This is a genomic window from Acinetobacter sp. GFQ9D191M, assembly GCF_011174875.1.
Classification (GTDB): domain Bacteria; phylum Pseudomonadota; class Gammaproteobacteria; order Pseudomonadales; family Moraxellaceae; genus Acinetobacter.
Genome location: NZ_JAALGV010000018.1, coordinates 1 through 20,343, shown reverse-complemented (window position 1 = coordinate 20,343; position 20,343 = coordinate 1). Strand labels below are relative to the sequence as shown.

At 43.1% G+C, this 20,343-nt stretch carries 15 protein-coding genes and 1 pseudogene; 4 read left to right on the top strand and 12 right to left on the bottom strand.

From position 1 onward, the window contains the following. The 4 genes from G5T77_RS03475 to G5T77_RS03460 are packed head-to-tail and all read right to left on the bottom strand — an operon-like array spanning position 1 to position 7,228. Positions 1-1,011, bottom strand: coding sequence for an ABC transporter permease (locus G5T77_RS03475; protein WP_166138250.1), 1,011 nt, complete (start codon positions 1,009-1,011; stop codon positions 1-3). Further along, positions 1,011-2,054 carry an ABC transporter permease subunit gene (locus G5T77_RS03470; protein WP_166138253.1) on the bottom strand — a complete coding sequence of 348 codons (1,044 nt, stop codon included), beginning with the start codon at positions 2,052-2,054 and terminating at the stop codon, positions 1,011-1,013. Before G5T77_RS03470 ends, G5T77_RS03475 begins: the two co-directional genes overlap by 1 nt. Before the next feature lie 22 nt (positions 2,055-2,076). Then, complete coding sequence (locus G5T77_RS03465; RefSeq protein WP_166138257.1) at positions 2,077-3,909, bottom strand: extracellular solute-binding protein; 1,833 nt, start codon at positions 3,907-3,909, stop codon at positions 2,077-2,079. Between the two features lie 16 nt (positions 3,910-3,925). Next, positions 3,926-7,228 (bottom strand): LysM peptidoglycan-binding domain-containing protein, encoded by a 3,303-nt coding sequence (locus G5T77_RS03460; RefSeq protein WP_166138260.1) that lies wholly within the window; start codon positions 7,226-7,228, stop codon positions 3,926-3,928. Between the two features lie 208 nt (positions 7,229-7,436). Between G5T77_RS03460 and dnaQ the strand changes: the two genes are divergently transcribed. From dnaQ to nudC, 3 genes and pseudogenes are all read left to right on the top strand, one after another. Further along, complete coding sequence (dnaQ, locus tag G5T77_RS03455; protein WP_166138263.1) at positions 7,437-8,810, top strand: DNA polymerase III subunit epsilon; 1,374 nt, start codon at positions 7,437-7,439, stop codon at positions 8,808-8,810. Between the two features lie 126 nt (positions 8,811-8,936). After that, positions 8,937-10,576: pseudogene (locus G5T77_RS03450) on the top strand (chemotaxis protein). Then, entirely contained in the window at positions 10,576-11,355 is a 780-nt protein-coding gene (gene nudC, locus G5T77_RS03445; RefSeq protein WP_125278943.1) for an NAD(+) diphosphatase, read from the top strand. The pseudogene G5T77_RS03450 and the gene nudC overlap by 1 nt, the downstream one beginning before the upstream one ends. Before the next feature lie 69 nt (positions 11,356-11,424). Here nudC and G5T77_RS03440 read toward each other — a convergent pair whose 3' ends face one another. The 4 genes from G5T77_RS03440 to G5T77_RS03425 form a co-directional block, all read right to left on the bottom strand. Then, positions 11,425-12,303, bottom strand: a complete 879-nt coding sequence (locus G5T77_RS03440; protein ID WP_034703748.1) for an alpha/beta hydrolase — start codon at positions 12,301-12,303, stop codon at positions 11,425-11,427. Beyond that, positions 12,293-12,985: a BON domain-containing protein gene (locus G5T77_RS03435; RefSeq protein WP_166138266.1), complete on the bottom strand. Its 693-nt coding sequence runs from the start codon at positions 12,983-12,985 to the stop codon at positions 12,293-12,295. The genes G5T77_RS03440 and G5T77_RS03435 overlap by 11 nt, the downstream gene beginning before the upstream one ends. Before the next feature lie 136 nt (positions 12,986-13,121). Next, a complete protein-coding gene (locus tag G5T77_RS03430; RefSeq protein ID WP_159123344.1) occupies positions 13,122-13,535 on the bottom strand; it encodes a YraN family protein in 414 nt (137 codons plus the stop codon). Between the two features lie 9 nt (positions 13,536-13,544). Then, entirely contained in the window at positions 13,545-14,504 is a 960-nt protein-coding gene (locus G5T77_RS03425) for a penicillin-binding protein activator (protein WP_166138268.1), read from the bottom strand. 10 nt (positions 14,505-14,514) lie between these two features. Here G5T77_RS03425 and rsmI point away from each other — a divergent pair, with 10 nt between their 5' ends. Then, positions 14,515-15,357, top strand: a complete 843-nt coding sequence (gene rsmI, locus G5T77_RS03420) for a 16S rRNA (cytidine(1402)-2'-O)-methyltransferase (protein WP_125278947.1) — start codon at positions 14,515-14,517, stop codon at positions 15,355-15,357. 68 nt (positions 15,358-15,425) lie between these two features. Here rsmI and G5T77_RS03415 read toward each other — a convergent pair whose 3' ends face one another. The 4 genes from G5T77_RS03415 to G5T77_RS03400 form a co-directional block, all read right to left on the bottom strand. Then, positions 15,426-15,677, bottom strand: a complete 252-nt coding sequence (locus G5T77_RS03415; RefSeq protein WP_004782870.1) for a hypothetical protein — start codon at positions 15,675-15,677, stop codon at positions 15,426-15,428. A gap of 174 nt (positions 15,678-15,851) precedes the next feature. Continuing rightward, complete coding sequence (locus tag G5T77_RS03410; protein WP_166138271.1) at positions 15,852-17,099, bottom strand: FAD-dependent monooxygenase; 1,248 nt, start codon at positions 17,097-17,099, stop codon at positions 15,852-15,854. Then, a complete protein-coding gene (gene ubiH, locus G5T77_RS03405) occupies positions 17,096-18,304 on the bottom strand; it encodes a 2-octaprenyl-6-methoxyphenyl hydroxylase (protein ID WP_034703738.1) in 1,209 nt (402 codons plus the stop codon). Before ubiH ends, G5T77_RS03410 begins: the two co-directional genes overlap by 4 nt. 407 nt (positions 18,305-18,711) lie before the next feature. Continuing rightward, positions 18,712-19,152: a BLUF domain-containing protein gene (locus G5T77_RS03400; RefSeq protein ID WP_004782875.1), complete on the bottom strand. Its 441-nt coding sequence runs from the start codon at positions 19,150-19,152 to the stop codon at positions 18,712-18,714. Positions 19,153-20,343 lie beyond the last annotated feature (1,191 nt).

Here is a 20,343-nt window from a genome sequence, read left to right as displayed (position 1 = left end):
TTAAATTTTGGGATCGAAAGCATCCCGGATGGCTTCACCGATATAGATGAGTAAAGACAAGACAATGGCTAAAGTCAGAAACCCGGATAAAGCCAACCACGGCGCATTGAGATTATTTTTACCCTGCAGTAATAATTCACCTAGAGAAGCGGTTTCGGGTGGCAAACCATAACCTAAAAAGTCCAGTGCAGTTAGTGCGCTAATATTGGCAGTCAGCATAAAAGGTAGTTGTGACAGGCTGGAACCCATCACATTGGGTAAAATATGCCTGAACATGATCCGGCCATGCCCTGCACCAATACTTTTCGCTGCCCAGACATATTCCAGATTTCTGGCCCGTAAAAATTCAGCGCGCACCATCGACACCAGTGTTGTCCAGCCAAAAAATAGCATGATCACAAATAGCCAGTAAATATTCGGACTAAACACACTGACCAGAATCATGACCATAAACAGCATCGGCAGGCTGCTCCAGACCTCAAGTGCACGTTGCCCGATCAGGTCAATCCAGCCACCATAATAGCCTTGAACTGCACCGACCAGCACACCTAATCCTGCCGACAGCAAAGTCAGTGCAAAGCCAAACAGCAAGGAAATACGCAAGCCATATAGAATCCGTGCCAGCACATCCCGTCCCTGATCATCTGTTCCTAGCCAATTTTGCCTGCTTGGAGGTGAAGGTACTGGAATATCGAGTGCCAAATTGGGTGTGTCATAGCCGAAGCGGATCACCGGCCAGATTGCCCAGCCTTTGGCATTAATCAGCTGCTGTACCGCAGGATCCTGATACTCGGCTTCAGTTTCAAAGACACCCCCAAAAGTCGTTTCAGGATATGACTTTATTACTGGCAGATAATAGGAGTCCTCATACTTGATCAGTAAAGGCTTATCGTTAGCGATCAGCTCAGCACCAAGTGACAAGATAAAAATAATGACAAAGGCAATGCAGCAGGCAAATCCGGTTTTATTATTTTTAAAACGTTGCAGGCTGGCGCGTAGCATTGGTGACATTATTTCAATCCTCGCGAATCGAAATGAATCCGGGGATCAATTACCCGATACAGCACATCACTGATCAAACGTAGCACCAAGCCCAATAAAGTAAAAATAAACAAAGTTCCAAAAATGACCGGATAATCCCGCTGCAGAATCGCTTCAAATCCCAGCATGCCCAAACCATCCAGATTAAAGATGATTTCAATAAACAGGTTCCCGACAAATAAAATACCGAGCAAAGCTTCTGGCAATCCAGCGATCAACACCAGCACTGCATTGCGCAGTACATGCCGATAGAGTACTGCCCTTTCCTGTAGTCCCTTCGCTTTTGCTGCCAGTACATAGTGTTTACTGAGTTCTTCCATAAAGGAAAATTTCACCAGATAAGTCAGCCGTGCAAAACCACCTAGCACCATGGCCAGTAGCGGCAAAGCCATATGCCAGAAATAATCCTGAATTTTTCCAAAGAAAGATAATTCATCAAAATTTTCCGAGCTTAATCCTTGTAAAGGAAACCATTGCAGATAGGAACCACCTGCAAAAAATACAATCAGCAAAATGGCAAAGATAAAGGCTGGAATGGCATAGCCCACAGCCAGCAGCAAAGACGTCGTTTGATCAAACAGGCTGCCATGCTTTTTGGCTTTCTGGATGCCAAGAGGAATAGAAACCAGATAGATCAGCAAGGTACTCCAGAAACCTAAAGACAGTGAAACTGGCAATTTTTCCCAGATCAGTTCAGTCACAGCTTGGCCTTTAAAAAAACTCTGGCCTAAATCAAATTGGGCATAGCTTTTCAACATTTCCCAGAACCGTAGATGAACCGGTTGATCAAATCCATACTGAATCTTGATCTGCTCCAGCATTTCGGGCGTCAGGCCTTGCTGTCCCTGATACTGCAAGCCACCAATCGCCAAATTATTCGCATGCTGTGCCTGATAGATGGCCTGTTCCACAGGACCACCCGGTGCAAGCTGAATCACCACAAAATTGATCAGTAGAACCATCAATAATGTCGGAATCATAAGAAGCAAACGTTTGACGATATAAGTGCTCATGGCACTCCCCGAAGCTGGAAATCTAGCGATACTTTAAGTACGGCGCCACTTGTCTGGCTTTAGCTGTATCCACCCACCAGTAATCAATACCCGCAGAAAGCTTGGGCTTGATCTTGGGCTGCCGATACATATTCCAGTAAGCATACCAGTATTCACCCGTACCATAGGTCGGAATATGATAATAACCGGCTCGCAATAAACGGTCTAAAGCTCGGGTACTATAAATCAGCTGCTCACGACTTTGTGCCTGAACTACCTGATCAATCACCCGATCAATCACCGGATTTTGAATACCGGCATAATTATAATTGCCAGGCTGACATGCCGCCTGACTACCCCAAAACTGTTTCTGTTCTTGTCCCGGTGTCAGCGATTGCGGCATGGTATCCACAATCATATCAAACTGATAATTTCTTAGTCGCTCATAATACTGAGCCGTTTCCACCATCCGAATGTGCGCCTGAATCCCCAGACGTTTTAAATGGCGTAGATAAGGCATTATATGACGCTGCTGTTCAGCCTGATGCAACAGAAATTCGATCTGTACAGGTTTACCTTGAGCAGTCACCAGTTTTCCCTGCTGATAACGGTAACCGGCATTCAATAAAATTTGTCGCGCCTGTAATAAATTTTTGCGGTTAAATCCGGAGGCATCTGATTGCGGATAATGCCAATCCTGTAATACCGCCTGACGTTGCACCGGATGCAATTTAGATAAATTTGGCTGTAATATTTCCAGCTCCTGAGCACTCGGCTTGCCTGTAGATGCCAGTTCACTATTACTAAAAAAGCTGTTCAGACGCTGATATTCTCCATGAAACAAGGCTTTATTTAGCCATTCAAAATCATAGGCCAGAGTTAAAGCTTGCCGGAAGCGGATATCAGCAAAGGGCTGACGTCGCGTATTAAAAATCAGGCTTTGTGTAGGAATCGGATTGTGATGCTGAAAACGATAGGTTTTGATTTGGCCTTGCTGTACCGCAGGAAACCGATAATCACTTACCCAGCGGTTGACCTGTTTTTCTTCATGCAGCGTAAACTGGCCAGATTTAAATGCCTCAAACTTGATTTCCGGACTACGGTAATAGCGATACTGTATGCGATCAAAATTATAACGGCCGCGATTAACTAACAGGTCTTTACCCCAGTAATATGGATTACGTTTATAGGAAATACTACGTCCTGCATCAATGCGATCAATCACATAGGGCCCTGAACCCAAGATCGGTTTCAGGTTAATGTCCTTGAAGTTGCGCTTTTGCCATTCCTGCTGAGAATAGATCGGCATTTGCGTCACAATCATGGCCATTTCCGGATTATGGCGAGATTTAAAACTAATCTTAACTTTTAATGGTGACAGGACTTCGGTTTTTTTAATATCTGCCAGATACATCTGCAAGCCAAAATTGGACTGGGTCTGGTACAGATCAAAACTGTATTTCACATCCTTAGCCGTCACTGGCTGACCATTACTGAATCTGGCTTTAGGATTTAAATGGAAAATAATATAAGCGGTCTGCTTTGGGTCAAAACTGACTTTCTCCGCCAGCAAAGGATAATAGACGCCAGGCTCATCCAGGGATTTTGACATAAGGCTGTCAAAAATATAATTAATCCCTTCAGTGACATTCCCTTTACCATTCATGCTGTTCAGGTTATCAAAACTGCCATCAGCTGCCTGAATCAGGACACCGCCTTTGGGCGCTTGCGGATTGGCATAAGGCAGAGATTTAGCCTGTGCATATTTGGGTACACTATGCAGTGCAATATAAGGCGTCGTAATGACTGCTGCCCCGCTGGAACTGATGATCCAGGGGGCAGCAAGAATCCATAAGATATGGACGGGATTAAACAATTTCACGATCCAGAAATTAGTTTGGAACCTTAATCACATCACCAATACGCAATTGAGTATTGGGTTTCAGTTCATTCATTTCTGCCAGTTCATTGGTTGCCATACCATAACGGGATGCCAGGCCGATCAAGGTATCGCCACGCTTCACCTTGTATTCAGTGACAAGTTTTGGAAGCTGAAGCGTTTGGCCCACACGTAAACCGGCACGTGGACTAAGATTGTTCAGGCTCGCCAGATCAGTAACGGGTACTCCTACACGATTGGCAATCGCAATCAGAGATTCCCCGGATTTTACCGTATAGGATTCTGTCGCCTTAGAAGATGCAGATTTTGTTGCGACTTTCAATGCTGGCTCTTTTTTGGCGATCTGAATATCTTCATTAATTTTTAAACGCTGTCCAATCCGCACATTGCTATTGGTATTCAAACCATTCAAGTCTGCCAGATAGCGTAATTGCAGATGATATTGGCGGGCAATCGAGCTTAAGGTTTCACCAGATTTCACGATGTGAGTATCTGATTTAACATTCTTTTCCTGAGTCTCGGTGACCACTTCCTGCACAGGTTCAGGACTGCCAGATAATTTTAGATGCTGACCCACACGCAGATTGGCACTACGGGAAATATTGTTCAGGTTAGCAATTTGATCCATCGACAGATTATATTTTGCTGCAATCCCGGTCAGCGTATCACCCGATTGAACCGTATAACTATCAGGAACCTGACTACCGGCCGGAATCTTAATGGTTTGACCAATGCGTAAGCCGCTGTTTGCAGACAGGCCATTTAACGCAGCCAGTTCAGATACCGTCAATTTACTTTGATTGGCAATGCTGTACAGGGTTTCACCACGTTTGACCTGATAGTTTTCTGTTGGCGTATGATCAACCTTAACGTTCTCAAACTTCTGTTCGACTTTTTCGGTTTTCTTACTGCTCGCAGTCAGTTCTTCAACTTCATTAAGAGGAACATTAATCTTCTGTCCGACCATCAAACTGCTACCCGCGGTTAAACCCGGAGTTAGTGCGGCAAGTTCTGCATTCGACAATGCGTAGCGATCTGCAATCAATTTCAGATACTCACCACGTTTAACGGTATAGGACTTGGTCTGAACTTTGGCAGTTTCGGCTTTTTTACTGTCTTCAGCTTTCGCTTTGCTGGCACTTTCTTTCAGGGAAAGCTTTTGCCCAACAAATAAACCGCTGGTCGTACTCAGATCATTATAATCAGCCAACTGTTTAACGCTCAGGCCGAACTGGCTAGCAACGCTGGTCAAAGAATCATTGGCCTGAACCACATAGCTTTCCGGTTTCTCTTTAGCTTTCGGTGCTTCCTGCACGGGCTTGGCATCATAGAGATAAATTGTGGTGCCCACATATAATGTAGAGTTTGGATCAATCTGGTTCCATTTCGCGACATCACGCCAGTTCACGCCATTTTTGGCTGCAATCAATGCCAGGTTATCACCCGGTAAAACCTTATAGGTACTGCGCTTACCTTTCGGTGCCACAACCACGACTTCTGAATCAGTTTTTACATAGTTTTTGCCCTGATTGAGTCGAGCTTCAACTGAATCTGCACTGGTGTTTACAGCGACTTCTTTCGGATACGAGAATCCTTTGGTCAGCTCCTTACCCTGCTGCTCGGCAATAGACTGACTGGTCTGAATTGCAGTCAGTTTAATCTTGCCATCATAAGGGTCAACAATTTCTGTGCCTGCAGGTGCCAGTGCTTTCAGCTCTTCAATGACCTGTGCCTGTTCAGCCGCAGTCGCTACAGGTTGTAAAAGCTCATCCACAGTTTTATTAATTTCTTCTGCTGACACCACTTTCTGGATTTGCTGACGTTCAGCTGCGGTAATTGGTGGCTCGACCTGGATAGGCTTCACCGAAGCAACTGGCGTCACAGCAACCGGAATACGTGGCGCGCTTGGAATAGGCAATTCACTTTTTGCAGCAAATTCAGCAAGTGCTTCGGAACCACGTGGTGTGCTGACCCGTTTGGTGGTTTGTGCAGTTAAATTTGGTGTCGTCGTGGTAGAAATTGCTGCTGGTGTAGTCGTAGTTGGTTTAGATGTGGTTGTCGTAGTTGGAGCTTTGGTCGCTGTTGCAGTCTTAGCAGTCGTAGTGGCAAGCACCGGTGGAGTCTGCTTGGCAGGTACGATGGTGGTACTGGTTGATGCTGGTGCTACAGCTGGCTTTGGAGTTACTGTAGTGGTCGTTTTAGGCGAGTTACTGACAGTACCTGCCCATAAGCCGCTTGAGCTCGACTGCAGTTTTTTCAGTTTTTCATCAATCGATGGACTTAAGTCAGCCGGAATCAAAATACGGCGTGGACTTTCAGGATCAATACGGTCACCACGATGTCCCGGGTTAAGCTGATACAGTTCAGCACGGCTTAAACCCGTAATCGATGCAATCTCATTTAAATTGGCTGCACCCACAGTCACTTCACGGAAGTGAGGACGGTTGGCAATCGGTGGCAAACTCACGCCATAAGTACCCGGATTTTTCACAATCTGTGCAACTGCCAGGAAGCGCGGTACATAGTTCATGGTTTCCTGAGGCAGTTTCAAGGACCAGTAATCGGTAGGTAAACCTGCAGCCTTATTACGGTTAATCGCCTGCTGGATACGGCCTGGACCGGCATTATAAGAGGCCAAAGCCAATTCCCACGAACCAAACTGGTTATATAAGCTACCCAAGAATTCATAAGCCGCACGGGTCGATTCCACCACATCACGACGGCCATCGTAAAGTGAGGTTTGTTTCAAACCATAAATACGGCCGGTACTCGGAATAAACTGCCATAAACCTGCCGCTGCTGCACTACTGGTCGCCGCCGGGTCATAAGAACTTTCAATAATCGGTAATAAAGCCAGTTCCGTAGGCATACCACGGCGCTCTGCTTCTTTCACCGTATAATAGAGATAACGTGATGCACGGGCACTCAGGCGGTCCAGATACGGCTGACGGGAAATAAACCAGCCACGCTGTGCATCAATACGCGGATTCCAGGTATTCAGATCCATCTTGAAACCAACGGTCATCCGTTTCCAGATATCACCATGCTTCAAAATCAGTAAACGGTCACCTTCAACCGCACGCATATCCGTTGCAGAAAGTAAATCTTCCAGCCCATCCAAACTGCTTGCATCTAGATATTGTGAGCCAACCTGCTTGCTTGACGCTTTTTGGGTCGCACTTTGTGTAGATGAACAGCCCGTCAGTCCCAAGGAAGCGAGTGCCGTTCCAAGTACAGAAAATTTTAAAAATGCTGGTAATGCGGGCTGCCACAAAATTGCGGTTGGTTTATACATAAAGAAATCCAAACAATTCGTATATAAATTTATTTTTTAGATATGCCATTGTAGTGAAGCATGTCGTGGACACAAGGCATTAATTTACCCCGATTTCACGTTAAATGTTACAAGAAATTAAAAAAACTGGTGCATCTAGACGCATCAAGCGTATTTGCGTTATACAATATCCGCTTCAGCAAGTTCTTTTTTGATCGGATTTTAATTTATGTCTCACACTATCACGCTATATGTTGATGGCGCCTGTCGCGGCAACCCGGGTTTAGGCGGTTGGGGTGCGTACATAATTACCGAACAGCAGGAACACAAAATTTGCGGTGGCGAAGATCATACCACCAATAATCGCATGGAGCTGACCGCAGCGATCGAAGGCATTCAGTTCTGTCCAAAAGATGCCAAGCTGGTCATTTATACCGATTCCAATTATGTCAAACAAGGCATTACCGAATGGATTCATGGTTGGAAAAAGAAAAACTGGAAAGACGTTAAAAATCCGGATCTATGGCAAAAACTGGATGCCACCTGTCAAGGCCGCGATATTGAATGGCACTGGGTCAAAGGCCATGCCGGACATCCTGGCAATGAAATGGCCGATCAACTGGCCAACCAAGGCGCAGATGAAACCTTAAAAAAATCCAAATCAGTGACTGCAATCACTGAAAATAAAAAAAAATCTGAACCTGACTGGCTTCTAGACGACCCTTTCGGGCTGGATCTTGTCGATAGTGAAGAAGAACTCGAAGAGAGCATGGAAATGGCTGAAGAAGAAATGGAACAGACTGAAAATTTGGAAACAACTGAAAATACCGATGAGTCCGCTTCAGTCACTTCAGATTCAACCGAACTACATCCGCAAATTGTGATTACACCGCCGACCTTAGAGCTGCATGGCCCCCGTCAATTGATTCTGGATACTGAAACCACCGGTTTCTATTATCAGGATGGTGACCGGATCATTGAGGTGGGTGCGATCGAAATGATTAACCGGAAACTTACCGGCAGCTCAATCCATATTTATATCAATCCGAAAAAACCGGTTGGCGATTCGGTGAATGTCCACGGTATCACCGACGAGTTCCTGCAAGACAAGCCGCTGTTTGAAGAAATCTCACAGGTACTGTTTGACTATCTGCAAGGTGCCGAAATTATTGCGCATAACGCGACCTTCGATATGAACTTCCTGGATATGGAGTTCAAGCGGGCAGGCTTTGTCGCGCTTTCTGAAGTTTGTGAAGTGACCGATACCCTGGCAATGGCCAAATCCAAGCATCCGGGACAGAAAAACTCCCTGGATGCCCTCGTGCGTCGTTATGAAATTCCACAGCGTGACCGTACCTTCCACGGTGCCTTGCTCGATGCGGAAATTCTGTCCGATGTTTATCTGGCCATGACCGGTGGACAAGTCTCTTTTGATATGGATGCCCTGTCACATACCGAAGAACAAGGCGGCAGTTCAGGCACTGTAAAAATTGAAATTGAATTGCCTGTGATTCTTCCATCAGATGAAGAACTTGCCGAACATGAGAAATGGGTCAAACAATTTGAAGAAAAGCATGGAGCGCCTTGCCTTTTTGCCAAATAAAATCTAAATTTCAAGCAGTAATTTCGCTTTTAAAATACAGTTCTTCAGTTATAGTAATTCCAAAGAGGCCCCGTCCGATAAAGCGGGGCTCATATATAGATAATACTCAAGGAAAGGTGCAGATCCATGTCTTACCAAACCTCTATACATTTTGATCCAACAGCTTTACTGATAATAAAAAATGAGGTTGATAACTCGATCAAGTTAGTCGAATCAGCAGTAAGCACCTTGGTAGAAGATCAAACTTTACCTTTTGGCATTGACGATGCATTAAATCAGTTCGAACAATGTGCACAGGTACTGGCACTGATTGATATGCCGAATCTGGCACAAATTGCACAATATTCAGCAGAACTGATGCGCAAGATTATGGGGAGTCCGGCGCAGGTCAACACTCAGGATGTGATCGCATTGAGTGAAGGCACCACCATGCTAAAACGCTATATCGAATTTATCTGCTTGCGTGAAGTGAAGATTCCTCAGTTCCTGCTCGATACCCTGAACCGTCTGGAACTTGCACTTGGTAAACCATTAACCACCGAAGGTCAGCATATTGAACCTTTGCTTGATCTTATTACTCCAGACTTCCAATTACCCCAAGTACCAGGTCTGGAAAAATCCAAATATGTGCAACGCCTGTATAAGCTGTCTCTTAACAAACTGCTAAAACAGGAAGAAAGCGAGATGGACCTGCAGGCGATCAAACTGGTCGGTACTTATCTGGCAGGCCTTTCAGCAAGTCATCCAAGCAAGCAATACTGGCATCTGGTGCATGTTGCTTTTGATAATATTGATCACCTGCTCATCAATGAACCACGTTTACGTACTTTAATCAGTATTGAACGCAACATGTCGCAGTACTTTAGTTCAGCCGACAGCTTCAAAGCTTCTCTGTCTGATCTGGCAAATGTATTAAGCTTATGTATCAGTCAGGAAGATGCAACTGCACAGCAAATCCGTAGCCAGCTGAATATTGGTGATGATCTACTGACAGATATGCAGCTTCAGGTGTTCAGCCGTCATCTGTATGGTCCGGACTTCGAAACCATGCATACCATTAGCGAACTGGTGACTGCGGAAATGACCCAGATCCGCAATGATATTACAACTATCAGCACATGACACCTGAAAAGACACAGGAACTCCAGACTCAGCTGAATAGCTTGGCCAATATCTTCAAGGTTCTGAATCTGAATGAAGCCTATCATGACTTAAACCGTCAGGCAGCTTCACTCAGCCAGGCAGATATTCTGAAAGATGAGTCTTTTGCCCAGCAGTTGATGAATGTAATTCTATCCGCGATGAACTCGATTGGTGTATTGGAGCGCCATCATACTTCGAGCCGCTTGCAGCTACGTGTGAATAACATGAATATCTCACTGGATCGTCTGGATGAAGCACACAACGCTTTGTTGAATGAAACCAAGGCACTGATTGAATTATCTAGCCAGATTCTGACTGATTATCTGCAGGATCAAGATCTGACCAAACTCGAACCTGTACCCATCCAGTTCTGTGAAATTGGCGGTGCTATGCTGTTCCTGAATGCTGAACATGTGAAAGCTGCATTCAATACAACTGCCCTGTTTATCAAAAACCGTATTGAACAGTCGGTTGCATTAACACCGGCAGAAATTCATCATGCGCTGGATGCATTGGCTAGTGCCGACATGATGATCGACAACTTAAAGAACAAACAGCCTGTATTACAGTCCATGTTTAAGGTAGCATTAGACAGTAGTGAGAAACTGAAAATCGTTGCCTAATGTCTAAAAAATTATCACTTGCTTATATTTTCCAGCAGCAACAGTTGCTGGTCGATCAACACTTTCAACTGCCTCAAGTTGAAGCTCTGGCAAGTGATTTGCTGCTGAATCCGGGTGATCAGGTGGTTGCCCGTGATCTTCTTCCAGATGAGCCGATTCCTGAAGGCTTGCAACTGGTTCCAATCCGTCAATTATTACAGTTTTGGAATGTTCAGCAATTTGAACAGGCCAGTCGTGCTGTGCAACTCTTGGAATGGCGCCGGAATCACAAGTTCTGTAGCCATTGTGGTACTCCGACTGAAGCCCATGCTGTTGAATATGCCATGGTTTGCCCAGCTTGCCATTATCGTCAGTATCCAAGGGTGCAACCTTGTGTGATTACTGTGATTACCCGCGGTGAAGATGAAATTTTGCTGGCCAAAAATGCACGTAATACCAAAAGCCAGATGTATGGTCTGATTGCCGGATTTGTCGAAGTTGGGGAAACGCTTGAAGAAGCGGTACGTCGCGAGACGCTGGAAGAAGTCGGCTTGAAAGTGAAAAATATCCAGTATTTGGCCAGTCAGCCATGGCCTTTCCCGAGTAATTTGATGATTGCCTTCAAAGCAGAATATGCTGGCGGTGAGCTGCAATTGCAGGAAGAAGAAATTAGCGATGCGAAATTCTTCAAGTTTGATCAGCTGCCTGAAATTCCATTTAAAGGCAGTATTGCCCATGCCATGATCATGCATGTGACTCAAGGTACACCGGTCGCAGATGATACCCGTAAATGGCTCTAAGGTTTTCAATTAAAAAAGCCCGGTTTTTATACCGGGCTTTTTTATGGGAATTACCACGATCACAGATCTTCACTTGAAAGCATCTTCTAGCGCCCACATCACACGCGGCTTGGTTTCAAAGAACCGGCTAAACAAACTGGACAATGAACCGATCATCGTAATATGACCCAGTTTCGGAATGGTAATCAGCTCACTATGATTGCCATGGTCTTTTAAAACCCGGTCCAGATCCTGACTGTTGAAATGACCGACAATATTGTCCCGCTCTGCCATGAACAGATAATGTTTGGTGGAGGTATTTTCCACAAAATAATATGGCATGACCTGCTGATACGGAATCGACTGGTCAAAAGCATCGGCACAGATCGGATCATCTTTATAGTCAAAATGATAAGGACCTGCCAGTCCAATAATGGCGCGGATCTGTTCCCGCTCAATCATGGCCTTTTGTGGATGGTATAGCGCTGACATGACATTAAATGCCCCGGCTGAATGCCCCATCAAGACCAGATTTTCCGTAGAAATATTTAACTGGTCTGCATGCTGCTGCAAATGATTTAGCAATAAATGCAGATCATTAATATAGATCGGGAAAATGTGTTCAGGCGCTAGGTGATAATTCATCACCACCACATCATAGCCTTCTTTGGCAAAGGCTTCACCAATGAAGTGGTAATCCTTTTTATCACCATGCAGCCAGGCACCCCCATGGACAAAGACAATCAGGGGGCGATGTGCTAATGGCTGATGACTTAAAAACAGATCAAAACGTTGACGGGCTTTTAAGCCATAGGCTAACTGGGTTTCAACACTATAACCCTGTTTGGGGGTTAACCGGTTCAGCGCATAACTGCCAAAATCATAGATCCGGAAATCTTTATAACGTTGTTGGACTTCAAGGATCTGATCTGACAGCTGCGTTTTAAATTGACTGACCTTATGGAACATCGGTCGGTTCAACTGTATCAGGATCGATGGCGACTGGAGTCTGTTCAACACCCGACTGTGCATAAGATGCAGGCGCTGCAAAATTCTGGTTAGTACTATAACCAGAGCGCTGATCCACGTTGTCGATGAGCGTGACAATTTTCGTGATATTCCCCACTTGTTGCAGCACCTGATTCAGGTCAGCGATTTCAGCACTGTTCAGACGTCCCATCACATACAGTACACCATCTTCAGTATGCACATGCACTTTACTGTCAGACACCACCGGTGCTTTCATAATCAAACCACGGGTATTCGCCGTCACGGCGGTATCCTGCATGATCGTAGTGTAGCTGCTCTGGTTACCCACAGTGATAAAGTTATGCACCGCTCTGACATCACTCATGGATTTGACATTATCTTCTGCCAATTGCTTGAGATGCGCATCCGGCACCTGCCCGGTCAACAGGACATTACCATGGAAGCTTTCAATATTGACCCTTGACTGTTTAAAACGTGAATCCAGTTTATAAAGATTAATTTTTGCAGTACGTACAATAGAAGAATCGATAAATACCTGTCCTAGCGTCCGAGCTCCATTTTCGGTACCTACAGGAGCCGTACCAGTACCGCTAGAAATAAAGCTGGCACAACCCGATAAACTTGCGACACACAGCATTGTTATTGCAATACGCTTAACCACTCAGCAAGACTCCTTAATTTTAATCAGTCTTATTTCAATATAATAATCTGGTTTTTCAAGGTCAGATATTCTTCATCATACTTGAACTTTCCCATGATGCTGCAAATTTTATCTACCGCATCCGATCTTATTTTATTCAAAGATTAATAAACTCTTGATCAAAAGTAAAAGCATTTTCAAACCAGTGCAGATCATAAGGGTATTGAGAAAAATCATGCTGTATGGTTTTTGCAAAATACCGATTAAAATCAAAACAAATCACATCAAAACGATAGTAATAATGTGCAAACTGTGGATTTTTTTGAATAAAACATACAGCCGTTTGTAGGACTTTTCGTTGCTTGGCAGAGGAAACAGATTCATAAGCCAATGCATAACCCGTTTTAGCTCGTGCTTTTACTTCGACAAAGACCAGTTCCTGCTCACGCTGCATGACCAGATCAAGTTCACCATAGCGGCTATGCCAGTTTCTGGCAATGAGCTGAAAGTCTTGTTGTTGCATCAGTTGCGCAGCTTGTTGTTCTGCCCATACACCTAATTGTTTCTGCATCGCTGACTCTTATAGTGCCTTGAGACCTTTGGCACTCTGCTGAAAACAGGATGGTGTACGTTGTATGCCCTGATCCGATACCCGAATCATTCCAGTACGACCCTGGAATTCAATATTGCGTATTTTTTTATTGTTTAAATAATACTGGGTGATTTGCCAGGCATCGCCACCAAAAGCAATCAAGCGCTGATAGGACATATTCACCGGTGCCTGTTGATGAGCCTGCATCACATCAGGCCAGTTAGCAAAATAAAGTACCGGCACATCGCAGAACTTGATGCCTCGTGGCGGAACATGCTGTTCATTAATTGCATTTGCGACTGTATAAATCCGTTTATGTCCCAAACCCTGTAAGGATGCCAGCCAGTCCGCATTGCCAAGCAATAATATCCCCTGCTTGCTCTTCAGAAAAAATGGTGGCTTCTGGATCATTTCCAGTTGCAGCTCACTCTGACTAAGTAGTGACATTAGCAGAAGTTCATGTTCTGACTCACTACCCGGTTGGCGCATCACAAACAGTTGCTGAATCCCATCTTGCGCAATCTGCTTCTGTAAGGCAGCCGCATCTTCTTTTTTCGACAGGCTAAATTGCCAGATATTTGGCGCTGTAAGACTACTTTCATTCAAACTCAGTGTACGAATCTTGGGTTTAGTTTGCACCAGTTGCTCTACATCCTGACGTGCCAAAGGACCAATCACCATTTGCGTCTTTTTACTGACATGTTGTTTGAGTAGTTGAGAGATTTTTTTCTGATCTGAATTGACCCATTTCAATGGTACTTTCTGTCCGGACGCTGTATATGCACTGAGAAATCCTTGCTTGATACTCGAAGCGGCTCGCGCCAAGGGGCCGCTTTCAGGTAGAATAATCAGCACTTCTGCTTGTACGCTGCTGACGCAGGCCAGTAACCCCAAGCCCAAAATTTTATTTTGAATCTTCCATTTTTTATTATTCGATTTATTCCACATGGAGAAACCTATGAGTGCTCAGTTATTTGTTGTTGCGACTCCAATCGGGCACTTAGATGATATTAGTTATCGTGCAATTAATGTATTGAAATCGGTGAGTCTTATTGCAGCTGAGGATACACGAACTTCTGCACAATTACTTAAACACTTTAATATTCAAACACCTTTGACAGCCTGTCATGAACATAATGAAAGCAACAAGATTGATCAGCTGATTCAACGCCTGCTCAATGGTGAAGATATGGCATTAATCAGTGATGCTGGCACACCACTGATTAGCGATCCAGGATTCAAGTTTGTCCGTGCTGCGCAAGAACATAATATTCGTGTGGTTCCTGTGCCGGGTGCATGTGCTGCAATTGCCGCTTTAAGCGCAGTAGGTTTACCGAGTGACCGTTTCAGCTTTGAAGGCTTTTTACCGTCTAAACAAAGTCAGCGACTCTTGACTCTGGAAAAACTGAAAGATGAAACCCAGACCTTAATTTTCTATGAAGCACCACACCGCATTCTGGAATGTGTTAAAGATCTGGCAGCGGTATTCGGTGCAGAGCGTCCTGTCGGTTTTGCTCGTGAAATTACCAAGACCTTTGAAACCATCAAGAAAATGACACTGGGTGAACTGGTCGAATTTGTTGCCAATGACCATAACCAGCAAAAAGGTGAAATCGTACTGGTGATTGGTGGTTCTATCGAAGAGAAAGATCTGGATCAGGAAAAACTGGATAAATTGTTACTGCGTTTATTGCAGGATCTGTCTGTCAAAGCAGCTTCACAACTGGCTGCCGATTTGACCGGGATTAAGAAAAAAATCGCCTATCAACGTGCTTTGGAACTAACCTCTGCCAACGATTAATTTTTCTTTACCCATAAAAAACACCACAATCAATGTGGTGTTTTTTTATTTACTAATATTGAGTGCAATTATTCTCTTGCAACGGATTCATCAGCTGGAACTTCAGTAATACGGCCACCGCTTGCCAGGAAAGCAGCAATTTCATCTTCAAGTGCCTGACGTTTTTTCTGCTTAGCAGTTACAGTCAAAGTTTCAGCTTCTAATACGTCTGTATCATTTACAACTTCTTCGCTACTTGCAGCACCTTTTTCTGCTGCTTTTGCTTCATCGTCGTCGATTACAGGATCTTCTACATCATCATAATCATTTACGTCTGTCATTTTGCTCTCCCCACAAATGGCTTCGCTTTTATCTATTAAACCAAGCTTTAAATTAACTGAAATTTAGCAATCTCTTTGGTCTTCGCCTAGCCCTAATTTTCAAAAAATCGTATCTTTTTAAAACAAAATGGTTACTCTTTATAGATGTTTGTTTAAAAAATTTACATTCGGCCGCTAGGCTGAATAACGTGTATCTTTGAGTAAACTTAAACCATTCGCCTGAGCCATAAATGCATCTTTCAGGACTGTCTGTTGCTCGACCTGTTTCAGCCCGAAATTACGTGCCCACACCACTGGGAAAAGCTCTGTAGTTTCCATCCAGCCAATCGCCGACATGCTATGCATCATCGCATCATTCTGGCCTTTACGGCGATGCTCATAACGTTTCAAGGTCTGTTCATGGGCCCACACTCCACGCGCTTTGTCATGCAGCAACACGTCACAGAGTACGGCAGCATCCAGACAGCCGATATTAACCCCTTGTCCAGCGAGCGGATGAATCACATGCGCAGCGTCACCAATTAGTGCCAAGCCATCTTGTACATACTGCTGTGCAGCACGAGCTTTGAGTGGGAATTTAGCTCGTGCTGTCGCTTCCAGCACTTCACCCAGCATATGATAGCTTTCACGGGTCAATAGTTGAGTGAAGTCAGCATCTGATAGCGCTGCATACTCATCGGCATAATCATCAGGTAATGTCCAGACTATGGATTGCCAGTGGCCTTGCTCTTCTTCTTTAAGACTCGCCATTGGCAGATAAGCCAAAGGACCAGTTTCCAGAAAAATCTGACGGGCCACATGCTGATGTGGCTGGGCTGTTCTAATTGCGCAGCTGATTCCGGCCTGTTTATAGTCCAGTACATCGATATCGATAAAGGCTTGCTCGCGCACAAAGGAGTTCGCGCCATCTGCGCCAATGACCAACTTGGTTTTGAGCTGGGTGCCATCTGCCAGATGAATGATCCAAACATCTACTCCACGTTCAACCCGGTTAACTTTGACCTGTGTGCGGTAATCTTGCACCTCTTCAAGCATCTTTTGCTGGATGGCCAGATTCAGAATACTCGGTTCCACCATTGAGCCTAGCGCCTGCTCTACAGAAGGTGTTCTTTCTGAAGAATGACCAAAGTTAATTTCACCATAGCCATTTTTATTCCAGACCTGCATTCCAGTATATGGCTGCTGGCGTGCAAGTTTTTCCCACACACCTACGGTTTTTAATAAATGAATAGTCGCCTGACTTAGCGCCAAAACCCGCGGATTGGCTACACTTAAAGTTTTGTCTGCATCCAGAATAGGCGCAGCATCCAGAACAGTCGCTTGCACACCACCTTGAGCAAGTAATAAAGCGGTCAAGCCACCTACTAGTCCACCACCAACAATGACAACATCTAATACATCAGAACTTGGATTCAGACTCATGCTTTTAACCCCATGGCATAGTTAGCGACCAGTGGCTTGATACCAGGAATGGTATCAAAAGCAATCAGTCCGGTATTACGGATCAGTTTCAAGAATGGATTCTGGTTACTAAATCCACGTACGACTGAATCACAGAACTTAATCACTCTTTGCTGGTCATTCAAACGGGATTTTTCATAATCCTGTAATACTGCTGCATCACCTAAGTCTGCACCTTGTGACTGCTGTTCTTTCAGGTAGCGCACCAATACATGCGCATCTCGCATACACAGGTTAAAACCCTGACCCGCTACTGGATGAATTGTATGTGCAGCATTACCCATCAAGACCACGCGGCCCACAGCCTGTTTTTCTGCTAATACTTGGGACAATGGAAAACTGAAGCGCTTACCTGTTTTCTGGAATTTACCGGCACGATCGCCATAGGTTTCTTGTAAGGCGTTCAGGAAATGCTGGTCATTTTCTTCACCCAGCCATTCTCCTTCCGTTCCTTTTTTCACAGGCCAGACTACAGAACGACGATATTCACCTGGAAGTGGTAATAAGGCTAATGGGCCTAAGTGGCTAAACCGTTCAAAGCCAACATGATTATGTGGCTTAGAAGTTTGAACGGTAGTGACAATGGCGACCTGATCATAGTCATGTTCTGAAGCCCCAATACCGAGCGCTTTACGACAGAAAGAATCACGCCCATCAGCAGCAATCACCACTTTGGATTGAAGTTTCAATAAAGCATCACCACGTTGTGCTTCAAGATAAGCAAACTCAGCATCTTGAGTCAGAGAGCTGACCTGAACCCCATCAATCAGTTCAATGAGTGGTTCTTTTTTGACTTGAGTTAATAGCACACGACCTAGCCAGGCATTTTCAATCACTTGGCCAAAGCTTTCGACTTTTTCCTGTTCTGCAATTAAGCGCGCCTTACCAAAACTGCCCTGCTCAGTGATATTCACTTCAAGAATCGGCGTTGCATGTTCCTGCAAGGCATCCCAAAGCCCAAGTTCCTGATAAATCTGTACACTACGGCGTGACAAGGCACTATTACGTGCATCAAAGCTGGAATGATAGGGTGCAAGGTTTACATCATCATAATCTGGATATTTGATCGCTTCCAAAAGTTTGACTGCAATATTGGTTTTGGCCAACATCAGCGCGAGACTCAAGCCGACCATACCACCACCGACAATGATGACTTCTTGTTGCATGCTGTAATCCTTTCAATGGCGTACCTATATATAGATACTTATAATCATGATGAATTTTATATTAGCCTAAAAAATTTCTTTTTTATAATAAATTAGGTTGCGGTTTCGAAGCGAAGTCTGCTTGTGGTTAATTTATAGCTCACCTCAACGTCCTACTTAAATTTTTCAAAATACAGAAGTATCATCTGCCTGATAAAAAGCAGAAGAATTTTGGCACTGATTGTTAGGTTTAAAAGCTTGGCTTGGTATGAAATGATGAAGATGGGATCTGGATATAATTTTTTGAATTAACAATATTTATTTTGAATTTATATAATATTTTTTATTTAACTTATTTAAAGTAAATACTCATTTTAAAAAATCATGCGATACGTAGCTTTAGCTTATATCGCATGATGATGTAAGGATTAACTTGCTTTCAATGTATAAGCATGGTCATTCAAACTTGCCAATATTTGTATAAATTGAGGAATGGTCTCGGCATTCAAGGTATAAGGATTGAATTCATCCAGATTATGTTCGGCAAAGAATCCAAGAATATCCTGATGGATATTGGCATATTTCATATGCCAGTCTGAGAAGAGACGGTCATTCACATCTTCAAAATACAGAACTTCACAATTTTTATGTCGAGGATCTTTCAAGATTTTTTTATAGAACAGATCTTCAATCTTGTTCCTATCTCCTTCCAGACATTGAACAAAGTAACCATTTCCATAATACAGAGCCCCAAAAATCGCATTACGTGAATTGAAATTCAACGCTTCTGTCAGAATATTGAATAGATCATTCATTGGATCTTCGCAATCATACAACTTACTAACATATAAAAGTCTTGCGTCGCTCATTGTCTACCTCAATATTTTAGATTATGTACATTACTCAATATTTTTCTGTTTAATATATATAACTGATTTTATAAAAATTTTCTATGATCATATACAAAATAATTTATCGAATAGTAAAATAACTTGAAAAATAAAATAAATTTTTATATAAATTCAGCTACTTGCTTTTAACACGCATTTTCCAAATATTTCTATATTAAAAAGCTTCAAAATTTTGCTATTTGAGATCTGCCATCAAGTATCAGTTTTTTACTTTCTAAATGCTCATGTAATTTGAGCACCAGTTATCTTTGCCAGAACATCAGCAAGCCAGCAAAAATGTAAATCAGCGATTTGTTCTCAATCAATAGTGCAAGTGCTACGAATACGATAGCAAAGATGAAGGAACGGATTAAAGTCGCGATGTTTAATTTAGAAACGACAGTCTAAGTCGAGCTCAAGCAACTTATTAAGTATGTACTTTCTTACACCTCTCTTCTTATAATATTTTTAAAAGGTAATTGTTTTTAATTTCTAAATGATACAAAAACATGCTTATTTAATAATCGATCTTGTACTCTTTGACTTACAGCTATTCAAGTCCTTTACCCCTATTTTAGTTAAATGAATTTTCATATGATGATTACATCAGGAACAGGGAGTTCCACATAAGAATAACAATAGATAAGCACAAGGACAGTAAGGTACGACAGGAGTTATACCAAGCTAACCAATACAAAGAACCCCGGCAGGATGCCGGGGTTTTTTATTATCTAATGATTAAAAATTTGAAGATAATACTGAGGTTTCTAAACAGAAATCTTAGCAATCACTACTACCTATATCTTTCATCTACTTATAGAAAATTCCCAAATTTTGGTGTGAAGAAGATAATGTATACGTGATCTTTGAATTGATTCATAAATGGTTTCTAAAATTTCTTTTATTGAGCTGATTACTTTTTATTAAAATTTTGAAACATATTTTAAAGGAACTAATAAATAATAATAATTAATAAAAAATTCAATTTTCATTTATTTAGAATACTCTAGCAAACAATCGAATTCCCGTAAAATAGGCTACTTTTATATAAAAATAAACGCAATAATTTTAGATTAAATAATTAGTAATATTCACGGTCTTTCACTAGGTATATTTGTTAGACAAACATTGAGTATGGTAGTTTAAATTAAATACTTGGCAGAGTAAAAC